Annotated in this window: 18 protein-coding genes and 1 pseudogene; 8 read left to right on the top strand and 11 right to left on the bottom strand. The window is 71.0% G+C overall.

Annotation, left to right across the window (positions count from 1 at the left end; translation table 11 throughout):
* Positions 1 to 69 precede the first annotated feature (69 nt).
* On the bottom strand, positions 70 to 942 hold the full coding sequence (locus ABT254_RS14495) for a YhjD/YihY/BrkB family envelope integrity protein (protein ID WP_351468605.1): 873 nt from the start codon (positions 940 to 942) through the stop codon (positions 70 to 72).
* 189 nt (positions 943 to 1,131) lie between these two features.
* On the opposite strand from ABT254_RS14495, the gene ABT254_RS14490 reads away from it, so the two are divergent.
* The gene (locus ABT254_RS14490; RefSeq protein ID WP_351468602.1) at positions 1,132 to 1,812 is read left to right on the top strand and encodes a GAP family protein; all 681 of its coding nucleotides are present in this window, start codon (positions 1,132 to 1,134) and stop codon (positions 1,810 to 1,812) included.
* Positions 1,813 to 1,895: 83 nt separating this feature from the next.
* Here the strand turns inward: ABT254_RS14490 and mmpA are convergent, their stop codons facing one another.
* From mmpA to ABT254_RS14470, 4 genes and pseudogenes are all read right to left on the bottom strand, one after another.
* Positions 1,896 to 2,039: a morphogenic membrane protein MmpA gene (mmpA, locus tag ABT254_RS14485; RefSeq protein ID WP_351468599.1), complete on the bottom strand. Its 144-nt coding sequence runs from the start codon at positions 2,037 to 2,039 to the stop codon at positions 1,896 to 1,898.
* A 529-nt stretch (positions 2,040 to 2,568) separates the two neighbouring features.
* Positions 2,569 to 3,252: pseudogene (locus ABT254_RS14480) on the bottom strand (endonuclease V); the annotation flags it as partial.
* A gap of 107 nt (positions 3,253 to 3,359) precedes the next feature.
* Positions 3,360 to 3,692: a plasmid stabilization protein gene (locus ABT254_RS14475; protein ID WP_344400296.1), complete on the bottom strand. Its 333-nt coding sequence runs from the start codon at positions 3,690 to 3,692 to the stop codon at positions 3,360 to 3,362.
* 54 nt (positions 3,693 to 3,746) lie between these two features.
* Positions 3,747 to 4,823, bottom strand: coding sequence for a WD40/YVTN/BNR-like repeat-containing protein (locus ABT254_RS14470; protein ID WP_351468597.1), 1,077 nt, complete (start codon positions 4,821 to 4,823; stop codon positions 3,747 to 3,749).
* Between the two features lie 250 nt (positions 4,824 to 5,073).
* Between ABT254_RS14470 and ssgD the strand changes: the two genes are divergently transcribed.
* Positions 5,074 to 5,490 (top strand): spore wall synthesis regulator SsgD, encoded by a 417-nt coding sequence (gene ssgD / locus ABT254_RS14465; RefSeq protein ID WP_351468595.1) that lies wholly within the window; start codon positions 5,074 to 5,076, stop codon positions 5,488 to 5,490.
* A gap of 117 nt (positions 5,491 to 5,607) precedes the next feature.
* Here ssgD and ABT254_RS14460 read toward each other — a convergent pair whose 3' ends face one another.
* Positions 5,608 to 6,279 carry a GOLPH3/VPS74 family protein gene (locus ABT254_RS14460; RefSeq protein WP_351468592.1) on the bottom strand — a complete coding sequence of 224 codons (672 nt, stop codon included), beginning with the start codon at positions 6,277 to 6,279 and terminating at the stop codon, positions 5,608 to 5,610.
* A gap of 298 nt (positions 6,280 to 6,577) precedes the next feature.
* Here ABT254_RS14460 and ABT254_RS14455 point away from each other — a divergent pair, with 298 nt between their 5' ends.
* The 3 genes from ABT254_RS14455 (at position 6,578) to ABT254_RS14445 (ending at position 10,297) form a co-directional block, all read left to right on the top strand.
* A complete protein-coding gene (locus tag ABT254_RS14455) occupies positions 6,578 to 8,191 on the top strand; it encodes an ABC-F family ATP-binding cassette domain-containing protein (RefSeq protein ID WP_351468590.1) in 1,614 nt (537 codons plus the stop codon).
* A gap of 137 nt (positions 8,192 to 8,328) precedes the next feature.
* Complete coding sequence (gene ddaH / locus ABT254_RS14450) at positions 8,329 to 9,105, top strand: dimethylargininase (protein WP_351468587.1); 777 nt, start codon at positions 8,329 to 8,331, stop codon at positions 9,103 to 9,105.
* A gap of 217 nt (positions 9,106 to 9,322) precedes the next feature.
* Positions 9,323 to 10,297, top strand: a complete 975-nt coding sequence (locus ABT254_RS14445) for an acyl-ACP desaturase (RefSeq protein ID WP_351468585.1) — start codon at positions 9,323 to 9,325, stop codon at positions 10,295 to 10,297.
* Positions 10,298 to 10,366: 69 nt separating this feature from the next.
* Here ABT254_RS14445 and ABT254_RS14440 read toward each other — a convergent pair whose 3' ends face one another.
* On the bottom strand, positions 10,367 to 10,612 hold the full coding sequence (locus ABT254_RS14440; protein WP_351468583.1) for a WhiB family transcriptional regulator: 246 nt from the start codon (positions 10,610 to 10,612) through the stop codon (positions 10,367 to 10,369).
* A gap of 213 nt (positions 10,613 to 10,825) precedes the next feature.
* Between ABT254_RS14440 and ABT254_RS14435 the strand changes: the two genes are divergently transcribed.
* A complete protein-coding gene (locus ABT254_RS14435) occupies positions 10,826 to 11,611 on the top strand; it encodes a VOC family protein (RefSeq protein WP_351468581.1) in 786 nt (261 codons plus the stop codon).
* 21 nt (positions 11,612 to 11,632) lie between these two features.
* On the opposite strand, the gene ABT254_RS14430 is transcribed toward ABT254_RS14435, so the two are convergent.
* The gene (locus tag ABT254_RS14430) at positions 11,633 to 12,310 is read right to left on the bottom strand and encodes an ANTAR domain-containing protein (RefSeq protein WP_351468579.1); all 678 of its coding nucleotides are present in this window, start codon (positions 12,308 to 12,310) and stop codon (positions 11,633 to 11,635) included.
* Between the two features lie 131 nt (positions 12,311 to 12,441).
* Here ABT254_RS14430 and ABT254_RS14425 point away from each other — a divergent pair, with 131 nt between their 5' ends.
* On the top strand, positions 12,442 to 12,792 hold the full coding sequence (locus ABT254_RS14425; protein WP_351468576.1) for a helix-turn-helix transcriptional regulator: 351 nt from the start codon (positions 12,442 to 12,444) through the stop codon (positions 12,790 to 12,792).
* 63 nt (positions 12,793 to 12,855) lie between these two features.
* On the opposite strand, the gene ABT254_RS14420 is transcribed toward ABT254_RS14425, so the two are convergent.
* A complete protein-coding gene (locus ABT254_RS14420) occupies positions 12,856 to 13,893 on the bottom strand; it encodes a LacI family DNA-binding transcriptional regulator (protein WP_351468573.1) in 1,038 nt (345 codons plus the stop codon).
* A 127-nt stretch (positions 13,894 to 14,020) separates the two neighbouring features.
* Positions 14,021 to 15,049, bottom strand: coding sequence for a non-homologous end-joining DNA ligase (ligD, locus tag ABT254_RS14415; protein WP_351468571.1), 1,029 nt, complete (start codon positions 15,047 to 15,049; stop codon positions 14,021 to 14,023).
* A gap of 74 nt (positions 15,050 to 15,123) precedes the next feature.
* Between ligD and ABT254_RS14410 the strand changes: the two genes are divergently transcribed.
* Entirely contained in the window at positions 15,124 to 16,194 is a 1,071-nt protein-coding gene (locus ABT254_RS14410; protein ID WP_351468569.1) for an ATP-dependent DNA ligase, read from the top strand.
* 95 nt (positions 16,195 to 16,289) lie between these two features.
* Here ABT254_RS14410 and ABT254_RS14405 read toward each other — a convergent pair whose 3' ends face one another.
* Positions 16,290 to 17,480 carry a zinc-dependent alcohol dehydrogenase gene (locus ABT254_RS14405; RefSeq protein ID WP_351468566.1) on the bottom strand — a complete coding sequence of 397 codons (1,191 nt, stop codon included), beginning with the start codon at positions 17,478 to 17,480 and terminating at the stop codon, positions 16,290 to 16,292.
* Positions 17,481 to 17,536: the final 56 nt, after the last annotated feature.

Raw genomic sequence — 17,536 nt, 5'->3', positions numbered from 1 at the left:
GGAGGGTGCCCCCCCTGACGAGGCCATCCCCCTGGGAACACCTGACCGGGCTTTCCCGGCAGGTGTCCGTCAGGGGGGCGGTGTCGGGGTTCCGAGGCGGCGCCGCAGGAACGGCTCCTGGGACAGTACGGCGCCCACGCTGAGCCCTACGGCGACGGCCACGGACACGACGATCAGCCAGGACAGCATGACGAAGACCGAACCGGCGGAACCGTAGTCGGACAGCGCCCTGTTGAGCGCCCTCGGCATGTAGAAATGTGCGGTCACGGACAGACAGCTGATCGCGATCGCCGTGAGGACGGCCCCCGGCAGCAGGGGCGCCCAGCGGAAGGCTCCGCCCAGCAGTAGATGCTGGGTCCACCACCACATGGCCGTCTGCACGGCCAGAACGATCGGAATTCCCAGCCACGCCCCCAGGCCGAACCCGTCGCGCAGCAACCCTTGCGCGACCAGCGCACACAGCCACAGCGCGATCCATGCGAGCCACCTCCACGGAGCGACTTTCGTTACTCCGGGGGGCACCAGCCAGGCCCGTTTGCACAGCCGCTGCACCGCGCGGCTCACCGCGGTGGCGGACAGCAGCACCATCAGCCCGCCCACCACGCCGATCGCCTGGCGCACGTTGTCGGTCGGTGGCTGGAACAACTTCTCCACCTCGGCCTTCGACTGCCCGCTCAGACCGAAGACGGCGCTGACTGATTTGACGACCTGGGTCTGCACCGACTCGGGCGCGTACGCGGACAGCACGAACAGCAACGGGACCGCGGTCAGGAAACACTGCGCCGCGATGCGGGTGGCGGAGTCGAAGATGTTCACCGCCACCATGCGGTCCAGAAGTCCTGTGATGACGGGGAAGCGGATCTCCAGGCGCGCGTGGACGGCTTTCAGCCAGGCCGTCAGCTGCCCGAGACGGCCACGCCACCGTGGCGCGCGCGAGTCCACGCCCGTATCCCCGCGCCGCATCAGCCGCGAGTCTCCATCGTCACCCCTTCCCTCTCCAGAGTGCGCGAGGAAGGGGGGCACGGCACCCTGCCGCGGGCACGGGGCAGGTTCGGCTCAACCGTCACATGAGATGCGGTGGGTCACAGCCGTGCCTAGGCTCGATGCGTACGGCGCCTGACGGGATCACCCATGGTCTTCGACCTCCTGCTCATCGCTTTCGCCATCACGCTCGACCCGCTCCCCCTCATGGCGTTCGTCCTGGTGGTGGCATCCGTCAAGGGCGTTCGGACAGGGCTCGCCTTCATCTCGGGATGGATGACGTGTTTCGTCGCGGTGATCGTCCTGGTCCTGGCCGTGACCGGCGGGAAGCCCCCGGAGCCGAGGTCGCCTCCGTCCACGGCAGGCCTCGCGATCAAGGTCGCCATCGGGGTGTCGCTGGTCGGCTACGGCATCCACAGGCGCCGAAGGGCCGCTCGCCACGATCCGGCCGGCGCCGTCACCTCGCCCAAGAAGGGCAGGTCGGCTTCCTTCCTCACTTCCCGGATGGACCGGGGCGCACTCTGGCCGGCGGCGGGGCTGGCCATCCTTCTCCAGCCGTGGGGCCTCGTCGCGGCCGGCGCCGTGACCGTGCTGGAGGCCGACGGCTCCGACCCCACGACCTGGCTGATACTGGTCGCGTACTGCATCGTCGCGACCGCCACTCTGCTCGCCGCGGAGCTGTATGTGGTCTTCAAGCCGACCTCTGCCCAACAGCGGCTACGGGAACTGCGCTCCTGGATGCAGGGCCATGCGGAACCGGCGATCGTGTACGGCAGTGTCGTGGTCGGCCTGCTGCTGGCGGGAAAGAGTGCCTACGCGCTGGCCCAGTGAGGTCAGGGCCGGCGCGGCTCGGCTTGCCCGTCAACGCGCGGTCCGGGTCGCGAGTCGGCGCTGTCGCAACCGCAAAACGGGAGCTAGGACCACCCCGCAACCGTGTAGAGCATCCCGGCGATCCAGCCGAGCCCCGCCAGCACGGCGAGGACCAGCGCGGCCGTCACGGCACGCTCGACGGGACGGTTGGGATCGGCGAGGGGCTTCGGAGCACGGTGCGTCGTCATGCGGCACAGCCTGCCGACCGGCGCACCGCACCCACATCCGTACGGGTACTCAGTGCGGGTACTCAGATCACCCGCCGAGCGGCTCCGGCGGCCGCTCGCCCAGCGCGTCCGCGATCCGGTCCCGCACGGCGGGGTCGCTGTCGGCGATGGCGAGCTGCCAGGCAAGGGGACCGATCTGCCACCCCGCGTGGTGGTCGAAGAACGGCGGAGGCCCGGCCTCGTTGTGGGCGACCTTGCCGACCAGCTCCGCGAGGCGGAACAGGATCCGCCGCTCCTGCGTGAACTGCTCCTCGTCCGCCCAGCCGCGGCGGACCAGCTCGAACAGCTCGCGTCCACGGCTCCACCGGTCGCGGTCCCCCGCGAACTCCAGGGCCGCCTCGATCTCCGGCGTCCGCCCCTGCCCCAGGGCCGCCGCCCGGAGCACATGGCCCGCCCAGGTCACCGGGTCGGACTGACGCTCGAACAGGGTGCGCCCCCACGACCGGATGGGGTTCGCCGCCGCACGGTCGGCCAGGGGTTTCCTCGGGGCGGCGGCCTCCCGCAACACCTTGCGGCACAACGCGTCCGCCCTGCGGGTCGTCTCCGGCAGGCGGTACTCCGGGGTCAGGGCCAGGGTGTGGGCGCAGGCATTGTCGAGGTTCACCCGGTGGCCCACGGACACGAAGACCGGTTTGACGGCGTCGCGGGTGCGCAGGGCGCGGCCCACCTCCTCGGTGCCGGCGAGGAGGGGTGAGGTGCTGCCGCGCGGGGCGTCCGGGTCGGCGTGGGTGAAGGTGAAGGGGTTCTTCGCGACGCCGATCGTGGGCAGGCCGGTCAGGACGCCGAGGTGGCCGGCGAGGCCGAAGCGGCGCGGGTGGGCCAGGCCGTAGCCGTCGCAGACGACCAGGCCGGGCGGGCACGGCAGGGCCTCCAGGGCGGCGAGGACCGTGGGGATCTCACGGAAGGCGAGCAGACCGGGGACGTACGGGAAGGAGATGCGGCCGACCGCCGTGGCCTCCGCGACGACCTCCAGGGTCGCCGCGTCCAGGACGACCGCCGCGGCCGCGACGAGGTCCCGCTCGTCGTCGTAGGCCACGTCGACACCGGTGACATGGCCGCGGCCCGGCGGCGGTCCCGGCTCGTCGAGCACCACCTGGGTCCGCAGTCGGTCCTGTACGGCACGGGCCTGTTCCTCGGTCGCGGGCCAGCCCGCGGGGATGGGTACGGTCGTCATGATGGGCACGAGCGTACGGCCCCTGAGCGGGCGTCGGACGTGTGGCGCCGGGCGCCCGAACCCCCGCGACGGCGGAACGGCCCCCGCTGCCGCGGGGGGCGAGGAGCTCAGCCCTTCTTCGCGTTCAGCGCGCGCTGCAGCTGGTCCTTGTTCATGTTCGAACGGCCCTCGATACCGCGCTGCTTGGCCTCGTTGTACAGCTGGTCGCGGGTGGGGCCCTGGGAGCCCTGGCCGGACCGCTGGCCACCGCGCTTGCCGGATGACATGTCCTTGGTGGAGCTGCGGCTGGCGGACTTGGACTCGCCGGACCGGGCACGCTCCTTGTTCACCGTCCGCGCCGCGATCTCCTTGGCCCGTCCGGTGCTCTCACCCCGGTCCTGCGCGCTCTTCTTGATGTGCTCGTACTGGCGCTCACGCTTGGAGCTGGAACCTGCGGGCATGCTCGCTCACTCCTTTCGCAGTCCGCGACCGAGTACCCGCATTCGCCCCGTGCGTCACCGCTCCAGACGTGCCACCCTCCCTTGCTCCCCCGCCGCCCAGCAGCCCAGGTCCGCCGTGCAGTCCACGGTGTCGTACGAGCCCGTGTCGACGGTCCGCCAGGTGCGGCCGCCGTCGGTGGTCAGGTCGGTGCCCGTGGGGCCGACCGCGAGGGCCGCGGTGCGGCTGTGCGGGAGCCAGGCGACGCCGGAGCGGTAGGCGGGCGGCGGGGTGGCGGCGGGCTGCCAGGTGCGGCCGCCGTCGGGGGTGTGGGCCGCGGCCTGCGGGGAGGCCTGGTCGGGGCGGTAGTCGCCGCCGACCGCGAGTCCGTGGGTGCGGTCGCGGAAGGCGAGCGCGAAGACGCCCTTCGCCGGGTCGCCGGCCGGGACCGGTGTGTCGGTGGCGGTCCAGGTGAGCCCGCGGTCGGCGGAGTGCAGCACGCGCGCGCGTGCACCGCCGCCGGTGGCCAGCCAGACGTCGGAGGGACCGGAAGCCACCAGGCACTGCCCGCTGGCCGCGAAGCCCGCCTCGCCGTCCAGCGCGGCCGGCATGCCCTCGCTCGGAAGCACCTTCCAGGAGCGGCCCCCGTCGCCGGTCGACAGGATGCGGAATGTGCCGTCCACCGGGTCGCTCATGGCGAGGCCGTGGCGGCGGTCGAAGAAGGTGAGGCAGTCGTAGAAGGCCAAGGGGTCGGTGTTGCGGAAGGACTCGGTCCAGGTCTCGCCGCCGTCGTCGGTGCGGTACACGCGGGAGGCCTCGCCCTCGCCGATGGCCAGCACCACGGCGCGGTGCGCGTCGAACGCCTCGATGTCCCGGAACTGCAGCTCGCCTGCGCCCGGCGGCGAGACGTTCCGCCAGCTGGCCCCGCCGTCGGTGGTGCGCAGCACGGTGCCGCCTGTTCCGGCCACCCAGGCGGTGTCCCGGCTGACGGCCGACAGCCCCCGGAAGCGCACGCCGGTCGCGCCGGTGTCCTTGAGTTCCCAGTGCGGTTCCCGGGGCCCGGGCTGCTGTGCCTGTGCGGGTACGGCGGTCAGTGCGGCCAGCGCCGCCGAGCACACCGCCCCTGCGGCGACTGTCCGAAAAGTGCGCCTCATGCGTCGCGTGTTCCCCATACGCCTCATGGCGGGCGAAGCTAGCCGACGCCCGGTATCGCGTCCAGATGGCGCTCCTCGCCACAACTGCCCGTCGGTGCACGGGAAATGGACTGCGTCACTCCTGTGCATGAATGCGGTGACGCAGGTCACTCGAATTCGGTGTGCACGGATTGGCTGATTCCAGCGTCTCTAGCAGTGCCCGGCCCAATCCGCCCGGAAGCCCGTCCAGACGTCACAAGGGAGCAAGGCGTTGTCCACCGTCATCGAACAACCCGTGGAGGCCCGCCTCGTCGCCGCCGCGCCGCGCATGCCGAGCATCCCGGCGAAGCTGCACTACGACCGCAGCGACCCGTTCGCGGTCCGTATGACCTTCCCGGCGCCGGCCACGCTGGAGGGCGTGGAGGTCTGCTGGACGTTCGCCCGCGAACTCCTCGCGGCCGGTCTGCACGAGCCCGAGGGCCACGGCGACGTGCGCGTACGGCCGTACGGCTACGACCGCACCGTCCTGGAGTTCCACGCCCCCGAGGGCACCGCCGTGGTGCACGTCCGGTCGCACGAGATACGCCGGTTCCTCGACGCCACGAGTGCGCTGGTGCCGGTGGGGCTGGAGCATCTGCAGATGGATCTGGACCATGACCTGGCGGAGCTGATCCGGGACGCTTGCTGAGCGCTCAGCGTTGGGGGCGCGTCGGGCCGCCCTCCGGCGCCCCGCACGGTCCCCGCCCCCAGCAGCTCCCGCGAGGCGCGGTGGACCAGGCGTGACCTGCCCGCGCCGGGGGCCGGCTCAGTCGCCCGTCGCCGTCGCGACCGCCGTCAGGGACGCGGTCAGGGCCGTGTGCACCTGGGTGACGACTTTCCGCAGCGCGGGTGCCGCCGCCCCGCTGCGCTCGGCCAGCTCCGCCACGCGCGCGTGGAGGCGGCTGCGGTCCTTGCCCCGCACCAGCGTGGGCAGCTCCGCGGCGGCGGCGAGGGCGGCGACGGCAGCGTCCCGCTCGGAGACCTCCGCAACCAGCACCGGGCCCTCCAGAACCTGCCGCACCTCCTCACGCAGCGCGTCCACGACGTCCGCCCGCGCCAGCACGTGCTCCACGCTCGGGAAGACCCCGAGCACCCGCTTGCGCTCCGCCCGCAGACAGCCCTCCGCCGTCAGTTGCTCCCGTACGGCATCGAGCGTCACGCGCGCGTGCAGCGTCACCCAGCTCTGCCAGCGGTGCGGCCGGGACTCGCGGACCAGTTCCAGGAGCCCGTCGAGGGCGGTGTCCCCGGTGAGGGAGTCCATGTCGGCCGGGGTGGCGATGCCGTCCTCGTCGACGAGCAGATCACGCTGGGCCAGTTCGGTGAGGGCGCCGGCCCGCACCAGGTGGTGGAGGCGGGCGGCGGCGGTGACCTCGCCGGTGTCGGTGTCCCAGGCCAGCAGGTAGAGCCGGGCGGGCAGTGAGAGCGGGCCGTTGGGCACGGGGACTCCTTCGTGCGGTGAGGGCGGGATCACGTTAATCCGTTGACAGCCCGCCGACCGCCTCCTACGGTGTACAGCGGTTCTGTTGCCGTCGATTGGAGAAGGACGTTGCTCGTCTGAGGTCCTGAGACACCGTGTCACACACGTGAGGTGTGTGCGCTGCGTGCGACCTCGGCGTTCGAGCCGTCCTGACGGAGCAGGCCTTTTTTCGTGCCTCCGGGCTCTCCTCTCCCGCCGTGGTCTGCGGTGTCTCTCTACGCGTTTGCCCCTGACCGCACCAAGCAACCGCGAGGCCCGTATGTCTACTTCTCTCACTTGTACGTCCCTGTCCTTCACCTGGCCCGACGGCACCCCCGTCTTCGAGGGCCTCGATGTCTCCTTCGGTCCCGGCAGGACGGGTCTCGTCGGCGTCAACGGATCCGGGAAATCGACCCTGTTGAAGCTGATCGCCGGTCAACTCGCCCCGGCCGACGGCGCCGTGCGCGTCGCGGGCGAGGTCGGCTACCTGCCGCAGAACGTCACCCTCGACACCCAGCTGCGCGTCGACACGGCGCTCGGCATCGCCGAGCAGCGGGCCGCGCTGCACGCCATCGAGTCGGGCGACGTGGCCGAGCAGCACTTCGAAACGGTCGGCGACGACTGGGACGTGGAGGAGCGCGCACTCGCCACGCTCGGCGAACTCGGCCTCGGGCACATCGAGTTGGACCGCACCATCGGCGAGGTGTCGGGCGGCGAGTCGGTACTGCTGCGGCTGGCCGCTCTGCTGCTGCGCCGCCCGGACGTCCTGCTCCTGGACGAGCCGACCAACAACCTCGACCTGTACGCGCGCAGGCGGCTGTACGCGGCCGTGGAGTCCTGGCCGGGAGTGATGATCGTGGTCAGCCACGACCGCGAACTCCTCGAACTGGTCGACCAGATCGCCGATCTGCGCTCCGGGGAGGTCACCTGGTTCGGCGGCAACTACTCCGCGTACGAGGAGGCTCTCGCCACCGAGCAGGAGGCGGCCGAACGGATGGTGCGCGTCGCGGAGGCCGACTTCAGGAAGCAGAAGCGCGAACTGGTCGACGCCCAGGTCAAGTTGGCCCGCCGCAAACGGTACGGGCAGAAGATGTGGGACCAGAAGCGCGAGCCGAAGATCGTCATGGGGGCACGCAAGCGCGCGGCCCAGGAGTCCGCGGGCAAGCACCGCATCATGCACGAGGAGCGGCTCACCGAGGCGAAGGAACGGCTCGACGAGGCGGTGGACGCCGTACGGGACGACGACGAGATCCGCGTCGACCTGCCGTACACGGCGGTACCGCCGGGCCGCACCGTCCTGACCCTCATGGATCTGGAGTTGGCATACGGCGCACGTGTGGCCGGCGGTCTGGATCTGCGCGGCCCGGAGCGGGTGGCGCTGATCGGGCGCAACGGCGCGGGCAAGACGACGCTGCTGCGCACCATCGCCGGGGAGCTGGCGCCGGTGGCGGGCGAGGCGCACGCGCATGTGCCGCTGCGTTTCCTGCCGCAGCGCCTCGACGTGCTCGACGGCGAGCTGTCGGTCGCCGAGAACGTGGCACGGTTCGCGCCGACCGCCACCAACAACCGGATCCGGGCGCGCCTGGCCCGCTTCCTGTTCCGGGGCGCCCGCGCCGACCAGAAGGCGGCCACCCTGTCCGGCGGCGAACGCTTCCGGGCGACCCTGGCCGCCTTGATGCTGGCCGAACCGGCACCACAGCTGCTGATGCTCGACGAGCCGACGAACAACCTCGACATGGCGAGCGTGCGGCAGCTGACGTCGGCCCTGGAGTCGTACGAAGGGGCGCTGATCGTGGCCAGTCACGACCTGCCGTTCCTCGAGTCGATCGGGATCACCCGGTGGCTGCTGCTGGACGGCGAACTGCAGGAGACGACGCCGGAGGCGATCGGATAGGCCCCGATCGCGCGTCTCAGGAGGGGCACAGCCTGGCAACGAGGGTTTTGCCGTCGTGGATCGGCGCTGCATGATGGCGGACCGGGTGTCGCGTCATGGGCGCCCGGTCTGCCGTCCCGCCGATTCGGAGTCCCGTCGTGCCCAGCAAGAAGGCCCTCGTCCGCCGCCCGAGCCCCCGCCTCGCCGAAGGGCTGGTGACGCACATCGAGCGGGAGAAGGTCGACTTCGATCTCGCGGTCGAGCAGTGGGAGGCGTATGTCGAGGCCCTGCGCGAGCACGGCTGGGAGACGATCGAGGTGGACCCGGCGGACGACTGCCCGGACTCGGTGTTCGTCGAGGACACGGTCGTCATGTACAAGAACGTCGCGCTGATCACCCGGCCCGGCGCCGCCTCCCGGCGGGACGAGACGGCCGGCGTCGAGGAGGCCGTCGCCCGTCTCGGCTGCTCGGTGAACTGGATCTGGGAGCCGGGCACCCTGGACGGCGGCGATGTCCTGAAGATCGGCGACACGATCTACGTCGGCCGGGGCGGCCGCACCAACGCGGCCGGCGTCCAGCAGCTGCGGGCCGCCTTCGAGCCGCTGGGGGCGCGGGTCGTGGCCGTACCCGTGAGCAAGGTGCTGCACCTGAAGTCGGCGGTCACGGCGCTGCCCGACGGGACGGTCATCGGGAACATCCCCAAGGTGGACCGGCCGTCGCTGTTCCCGCGCTTCCTGTCGGTGCCCGAGGAGTCGGGCTCTCATGTGGTGCTGCTCGGCGGCAGCAAGCTGCTGATGGCGGCGAGCGCCCCGAAGTCGGCGGAGCTGCTCGCCGACCTCGGTCACGATCCGGTCGTGGTGGACATCAGCGAGTTCGAGAAGCTCGAGGGCTGTGTGACATGTCTCTCGGTGCGACTGCGGGAGCTGTACGCCTGACGAGTGTGCCGATCGCCCTTCCAGCCCCGGGACCTGCGGGTCCTGGGGCTTTTCGGCGTTCCTTGGAAGTCCTACGAAACATGGCCTGATCAGGGATCTTTTACACCGGGCTTAACCTACGGCTTCGTAACCTACGGTTTCGTAGCCTACGATCCCGTAGGTTCCGGCACCGCTCGCCGGTCTGTCCCCCTGTGTTGCGCGTCCCCCTGGAGTTCCCGTGACGATCACTTCCCCGCACCTCGGCAGCCCCGCCGTCTGGACCGACGCCAAGCTGCTGTACGCACTGGAGGAAGTGGTCGAGACGGAACTCAACCGGCATCTGAAGGTCGCCAAGGACTGGATGCCGCACGAGTACGTGCCCTGGTCGGACGCCCGTAACTTCCCCGGCCTGTTCGAGGACGGCGAGGCCTGGGACAAGGAGCAGTCCAAGGTCACCGAGATCGGCCGTATCGCGCTGGTGGTGAACCTGCTCACCGAGGACAACCTGCCCAGCTACCACCACGAGATCGCCTCGCTGTTCGGCCGTGACGGCGCCTGGGGCACCTGGGTGCACCGCTGGACCGCCGAGGAGGGCCGGCACGGCATCGTGATGCGCGACTACCTGCTCGCCTCGCGCGCGGTGGACCCGGACAAGCTGGAAGCCTTCCGCATGGCCCACATGAGCGAGGGCTTCGAGTCGGACAACCGCCACTCGATGCTGCACTCGGTCGCCTACGTCGCCTTCCAGGAGCTCGCGACCCGTATCTCGCACCGCAACACCGGCCACCAGTCCGGCGACCCGGTCTGCGACCGCATGCTGGCGCGGATCGCGACCGACGAGAACCTCCACATGGTCTTCTACCGCAACCTCCTGAAGGCCGCCTTCGAGCTTGCTCCCGACCTGACCATGCAGGCGGTCCGGGACGTCGTGGTGAACTTCCGGATGCCCGGCCACGGCATGCCCGGCTTCGAGCGGTTCGCCGCGCAGATGGCGATCGGCGAGGTCTACAACCTGCGCATCCACCACGACGACGTGCTCCAGCCGGTCCTGCGCTTCCTGAAGATCATGGAGATCGACGGTCTCGGCCCCGAGGGGCAGCAGGCCCAGGACGAGCTCGGCCTGTTCCTGGGCGGGCTGGACGCGGAGGCCCTGAAGTTCGACGAGAAGCTGGCGGCCCGCAAGGCGCGCATGGCGGCGCGCGCCGGAGCCTGACGGCACACCTGATCGCAGGCCTGACCACGGGCCATGACACGGCCGGTACGCACGCGCGTACCGGCCGTGTCAGTGTGCGGTCCGCCGGAGCGCGAGGCGCTCCTTCTCCGACAGGCCGCCCCAGACGCCGAAGCGTTCGTCGTTCTGCAGGGCGTACTCGAGGCAGGCCGGGCGCATCTCGCACATGCCGCAGATGCGCTTCGCCTCACGCACCGAGCTGCCCGGCTCGGGAAAGAAGAAGTCCGCCCCCGTCTGCGCGCACAGCGCCTGGGCCTGCCAGGCGGAGTCGGCCGGGGTGATGGTGTCGATGTGCATGGACGGGATCGTGCCGCGGACCGAAAAACGTTCGATCAACGCGTCATCAACGCCGCCGGCGGGGCCTTGCGACACCCCGATGGTGGCGCCCCGGCCCTCCGCGGCGCACGGCGGCGCGCGGAAGGCGGCGAAAGAGCACTCCGGCAGCGATTGTCAGTGGGCGGTGCAAGACTCGGCAGTGCAGAGAACGGGAACCTTGCGAGGAGGGCGAAGATGCTCACCACCCGTTTCGTCAACGGCGCTCCCAACTGGCTCGACGTCGGCACCTCCGACATCGACGGCGCCATCTCCTTCTACGGCGGCCTCTTCGGCTGGCGGTTCCGGTCGGCGGGGCCGGACGCCGGCGGATACGGCTTCTTCCAGCTGGACGGGAGGACCGCGGCGGGCGGTGTGCAGACCACGCCCGAGCAGGGCCCGCCGTCCTGGACCGTGTACTTCCAGAGCGGGAACGCCGAGGCCACCGCCAAGGCGGCCGAGCAGGCGCACGGCAGTGTGCTGATGCCGCCCATGGACGTGATGGGCGAGGGACACATGGCGATCCTCGCCGACAAGGCGGGCGTGCCCTTCGGCATCTGGCAGCCCGGCCGTACCAAGGGCGTGGACGTGGCGAACGAGGCGGGGGCGCTGGCCTGGGTCGAGCTGTACACCCCGGACATCGCCGCGGCCGCCTGGTTCTACCACGAGACGCTGGGTCTGGAGACGGCGGCGGTGGACTTCCCGGGTGGCACGTACACCACCGTCAACCCCTCCGGGGGTGGCGAGGACTCCATGTTCGGTGGCATCGTCCCGCTCGCCGAGGACCCGTCGGAGGACCGCGCCTACTGGCTGCCGTACTTCGAGGTCGACGACACGGACGCGACGGTCGCCAGGGCGCGGGAACTGGGCGGCGAGGTCCGCGTCCCCGCCACCGACATCGAGGGCGTGGGCCGCTTCGCCAAACTCGCCGACCCCTACGGCGCCCGCTTCGCGGTGATCAAGAGCGCACCGCCGCAGACATGAGGTGACGAGGACGCCGGAGGGTCATGCCAGCGGGACGGCCGCGCGCGCCTGGGCGACCGCGGCCGCCAGCTGCTGCTGCACCTCCTCGGGCAGCGGCGTGCCCTGAACGGTGCCGACCAGGTCCTGGGCCAGGACATGCAGCTTGGTGTTGGTGTTCTGGGAGGCCATCACGAGCACGGTCCAGGCCACCTCGGGACTCAGGCCGAAGGAGGCCATCAGGATGCCGCGGGCCAGATCTATGGCGGGCCGGGTCTGCATCGCCCTGCGCAGCTCGGCGACCTCCTTGCGCAGCTCCTGATCGACCGCCTCAGGCGCCTGCAGGCTGCCGACGGCGTCGTCCGGCTCGGTGCCATCGCCATCGGAGCCGGGGTGCACGAACAGCTCCCGGGCGCCGGTCAGCTCCAGCAGCCGGTCGACCGAAGGGCCGCTGGCCCGGATCGTGACCGTCTTGCCCTCGTCGAGTGCTTTGCGCCGCAGACCGAGCAGCAGGTTGAGACCGGAGCAGTCGCAGAAACCGATGGCGCTCAGGTCCAGGTCGATACCGCTCGCCGAGCCGTCCAGGGCCTCGGTCAGGCCATGTTCGAGCTGTCGGCCGCCGTGGTCGAGCTCGCCGCACACGCGGACGGTCTTGCGATCGCCGTCCGGCTGCACGTCGATCGTCACCAGGCATGTCTGCGCTGACTGCGCAGGCTCCGGCATGGCCTCTCTCCCTCGAGTGCTCGTCCGTATCTGCTCCCAAGGTTCCCCTCTTCCCCCGCACACGTCAAGAAATACATGAAATCAAGTGCGTGCATTTGAATGCGCGAATAGGGACTCGCTACAGTTGGGCCATGGATGGAGTGCCCGAGCCACACACCGGATGGACGTTCATCACGAATCACGCGCGCGTACTGGCAGTCATCGCCGACAACCACAGCGCCCGGATCCGCGACATCGCCGCACGCTGCCGCCTCACCGAACGCGCCGTCCAGAAGATCATTTCCGACCTCGAAGAAGCCGGCTACCTCTCCCACACCAAGGAGGGACGGACCAACGCCTACCGGATCGATCCCAGCAAGGTCCTGCGCCATCCCGCCGAGGCCGGACTGACCGTGGCAGCGCTGCTCTCCCTGCTCGTGCAGGACGAGGCGGACCGCTCCACCGGCTCACCCAGCAGCACGCGGTCCCACGCCACGGCCTGACCGCACGACGGGCGGCCACGGTGCCCTCCGCCTGACGCCGGCGATCCGGGCCGAGCCGCCCGGCTACGCCGAGGCGCGTCGCACGAGTGTCGTCGGCAGGACCACGCTGGACGGTGCGCCTGCGACGCCCTCGCCGGTGGAGCGGGGACCGAGGCGGCGCAGCAGCAGCCGGGCCATCAGCCTGCCCATCTCCTCGATGTCCTGACGGACGGTCGTCAGCGGCGGATCGGTCTGCTCGGCGACGGGCAGCATGTCGTCGAAGCCGATCAGGGCGACGTCGTCGGGCACCCGCCGCCCGCGCTCGCGCAGTACGCGCAGCGCACCCGCCGCGGTGAGGTCGTTTGCGGCGAACACGGCGTCCAGGTCGGGGCGGCGCTCCAGGAGTTCGCGCATCGCCCGCTCACCGCCGGCCGGGGTGAAGTCGCTCTCGGCGATGAGCCGGGGGTCGGCGTCGACCATGACGTCCCGGAAGCCGTCGAGACGGTCCGCCGCGGACGTCTGGTCGAGGGGCCCGGTGATGTGCGCGATCCGGGTACGGCCGAGACCGACGAGATGGCGCACCGCCTCCCGGGCGCCGCCGCGGTTGTCGCTGTCGACGTACACCACCCCGCTGCGGCCGTCGCTCCAGCCGGGCCGCCCGCCGAACACGGTCGGCACACCCGCGTGCTGGATGAGACCGGGCAGCGGGTCGTCGAGATGCAGGGAGAAGACGAGCGCGCCGTCGACATGGCCCCCGGCGAGATAGCGGCCGACGCGGGCGTGGTCGTCGCGGCCTTCGGTGAGCAGCAGCACGAGCTGGTTGTCGTGAGCCGTCAACTCCTTGCTGATGCCCCTGAGTTGCAGGGCGAAGAAGGGGTCGGCGAAGACGCGGGTCTCCGGCTCGGCGATGACCACGGCCACGGCGTCGTGCCGTCTGGTCACGAGGCTGCGGGCGGCCTGGTTGGGCACGTAGCCGAGCTCCTCCACCGCCCGCCGGACCCGTGCGACCAGGGGTTCCCTGACTCCGTCGCCGCCGTTCACCACGCGTGAGGCGGTCGCCCGGGACACGCCCGCCCGGGCGGCCACGGCCTCCAGTGTGGGGCGCGGCGCTGTGTCGGTCACTTCGGGCTCCTGCTCCTGCTCGGCGGTTGCCGATCAGGATAGCTCCGGGCGGACAGCGTCGTGAGAGCGCTCTCGGATGCCGTCGTTCCCTACCGGGGCATCCGGATCAGGGAGTTGCGGGATCCGACTAAGGCGCCTCAGCCGGGGGCACCTTCTTCGCCCTGCTCGGCTGCACCCGCTTCGGCTCCCCCGGCATCTTGGGGTACTCGGGCGGGTACGGCAGATCCCCCAGCCCGTGGTCGTGCTCGTCGCGGCGGGCGAGTTCGAGCAGGGCCTCCAGTGAGAAGCGCCGGTCGTCCATGTCCGCGTGCACATCGCCGAGTTCGGCGAAGCGCGCGGGCATGGTCGCGATGTCGAAGTCCCGCGGATGCGCGATGCCGACCTCGTCCCAGCGCAGGGGCGCCGACACCGGGGCGTGCGGGCGGGGCCGTACGGAGTAGGCGGAGGCGATGGTGCGGTCGCGGGCGGTCTGGTTGTAGTCGATGAAGATCTTCTCGCCCCGCTCCTCCTTCCACCACTTGATCGTCACGTGGTCCGGCATCCGGCGTTCCATCTCCCGGCCCACGGCGATGGCGGCGCGGCGCACCTGGGTGAAGGTCCAGCGCGGTTCGATCGGCACGAAGACGTGCAGTCCGCGGCCGCCGGAGGTCTTCGGGAAGCCCTTGAGCCCGCCGAACTCGTCGAGGACGGAGCGCAGTTCGTGGGCGGCGCGGACGGCGTCGTCGTAGTCGGTGCCGGGCTGCGGGTCGAGGTCGATGCGGAGTTCGTCGGGGCGGTCGACGTCGTCGCGGCGCACCGGCCAGGGGTGGAAGGTGAGCGTGCCGTACTGGGCGGCCCACAGGACGGCCGCCTCCTCGGTGGGGCACATCTCGTCGGCGCTGCGGCCGCTGGGGAAGGTGATGTGGGCGGTCGGGATCCAGTCGGGCATGTTCTTGGGCGCCCGTTTCTGGAAGAAGTTCTCGCCGGTCACCCCCTCCGGGTAGCGCTCCAGGGTGGTGGGCCGGTCGCGCAGGGCACGCAGGATGCCGGGGCCGACCGCGATGTAGTACCGGGCGAGGTCCAGCTTGGTGAAACCGCGCTCCGGGAAGAAGATCTTGTCCGGGCTGGACAGGCGCACGGTGCGGCCGCCCGCTTCCAGTTCCACCGCTTCGCCCATGCGGCCACGGTAGGCGCACCTCGCACACCTCGCATACTGGGCGGCAAGCGACGTATGCGAGCAGAATCGGACGCATGGATTTGCCCGTGATGCCGCCCGTGAAGCCGATGCTCGCCAAGTCGGTGGCGAGGATTCCGCCGGACATGCACTACGAGGCGAAGTGGGACGGCTTCCGGGCGATCGTGTTCCGCGACGGGACCGAGGTCGAGCTCGGCAGCCGTACGGGCAAGCCGCTGACCAGGTACTTTCCCGAGCTGGTGGCGGCGGTGAAGGAGCGGGTGCCCAAGCGGTGCGTGCTGGACGGGGAGATCGTCATCGCACGGGAGGGGCACCTCGACTTCGACGCCCTCACCGAGCGCATCCACCCGGCGGACTCCCGGGTGCGGATGCTCGCGGAGAAGACCCCGGCGTCGTTCGTGGCCTTCGACCTGCTGGCCCTGGCGGACGAGTCGCTGCTGGACGTGCCGCTGACCGACCGGCGGGCGCTGCTGGAGCGGGCGCTGGCCGAGGTCACCGCGCCGGTCCACCTCGCCCCCGCCACGACCGACATCGACGTGGCGCGGAGCTGGTTCGAGCAGTACGAGGGGGCGGGCCTGGACGGCGTCGTCGCCAAGCCGCTCACCGGCCGCTACCTCCAGGACGAGCGCGCCATGTACAAGATCAAGCACGAGCGCACGGCGGACGTCGTCGTCGCCGGCTACCGCTTCCACAAGAGCGGCCCGATCGTGGGCTCACTGCTGCTCGGCCTCTACGACGACCGGGGCGCCCTCCAGCACGTGGGCGTGTCGGCGGCGTTCCCGATGAAGCGGCGCGCGGAACTGATCGAGGAACTGGAGCCCCTGCGGATGGCGGACGCCGAGGGGCACCCCTGGGCGGCCTGGTCCGACGAGACGGCGCACGAGACGGCCCGGCTGCCCGGCGCCCCGAGCCGCTGGTCGGGCAAGAAGGACCTGTCCTGGGTGCCGCTGCGTCCGGAGCGGGTGGCCGAGGTGGCGTACGACCACATGGAGAACGGGGCGCGTTTCCGGCACACGGCCCGCTTCCGCCGCTGGCGGCCGGACCGCACCCCGGAGAGCTGCACCTACGCGCAGCTGGAGGAGCCGGTGCGGTATGACCTGGCGGAGGTCTTCGGGGGCGGGGCTTGACCGGCGTGCCCGGGCTGCCCGGGGGCTCCGCCCCCTGACCCCCGTATCGGCCTGAACGGCCTCGTCCTCAAACGCCGGACGGGCTGAATCGCTCCCTACGGCGTCATCAGCACCTTCACCGCGCCGTCCTGCTTGCGCTGGAACATCTCGTAGGCGTGCGGGGCGTCGGTCAGCGGCAGGCGGTGGGTGGCGAAGTCGTCCACGCCGAGAGGGTCCTCGTCCGTCAGATACGGGATGATCTCGTCGCTCCAGTGGCGCACATTGGCCTGGCCCATGCGGATCTGGATCTGCTTGTCGAACATGGTGAGCAGCGGCATCGGATCGGCCGTGCCGCCGTAGACGCCGACGAGGGAGAGCGTGCCGCCGCGGCGGACCAGTTCGATGGCGGTGTGCAGGGCGGCCAGGCGGTCGATGCTGAAGCGTTCGGCGAGCGGACCGGCCAGCTTGCGGGGCAGCAGGGCCGAGGCTTGCTGGGCCAGTCGTGCGGCCGCGCTGCCGTGGGCCTCGGTGCCGACCGCGTCGATCACGGCGTCCGGGCCGCGGCCGTCGGTCTCGTCACGGATCGCCTGGACGAGTTCCTTCTCGCTGTCGAAGCTCCGCAGGTCGAACGTCTCCACGCCCCGTGCCTTCGCGCGGCGCAGCCGCTCGCCGACCAGGTCCACCCCGAACACCCGCCCGGCGCCGCGCACTTGGGCGACTCGGCAGGCCATGTCTCCGATCGGCCCGAGACCGAGTACGGCGACGCTGCCGCCCTCCGGGATCCCCGCGTACTCGACCGCCTGCCAGGCGGTGGGCAGGACGTCGGAAAGATAGACGAAACGGTCGTCGGGCGGACCGTCCGGGACCTTGATCGGCCCGTACTGCGCCTGAGGCACCCGCAGATACTCGGCCTGGGCGCCCGGGACCGCGCCGTACAGACGGGTGTAGCCGAAGAGAGCGGCGCCCATGCCCTCGCCGGTCACCTGTGTGGTCTCGCACTGCGTCGGCAGCCCCGTCAGGCACATCCAGCAGTTGCCGCAGGCGATCTGGAACGGCACCACCACCCGGTCGCCCACCGCGAGGTCCGGCACCGCGGCCCCGACCTCCTCGACGATGCCCATCGGTTCGTGTCCGAGGATGTCGCCCGGTGTCATGAACGGTGTGAGCACCTCGTACAGATGCAGATCGGAGCCGCACAGCCCCGTCGAGGTGATGCGGATGACGGCGTCGGTCGGCTCCTCGATCCTCGGATCGGGCATCTCCTCCACCCGGACGTCCCGCTTCCCCTGCCAGGTCACAGCCTTCATCGCGTGGCGCTCCCTCCATCGCATAGGTGTGTCCGCTCCTGCGGTGCCGCCCGGGT

Origin of the sequence: Streptomyces sp. NPDC001137, from assembly GCF_040298885.1 — a bacterium.
Classification (GTDB): domain Bacteria; phylum Actinomycetota; class Actinomycetes; order Streptomycetales; family Streptomycetaceae; genus Streptomyces.
Note: the sequence above shows the minus strand (reverse complement) of the source record. Positions and strands in the feature narration are given on the sequence as shown.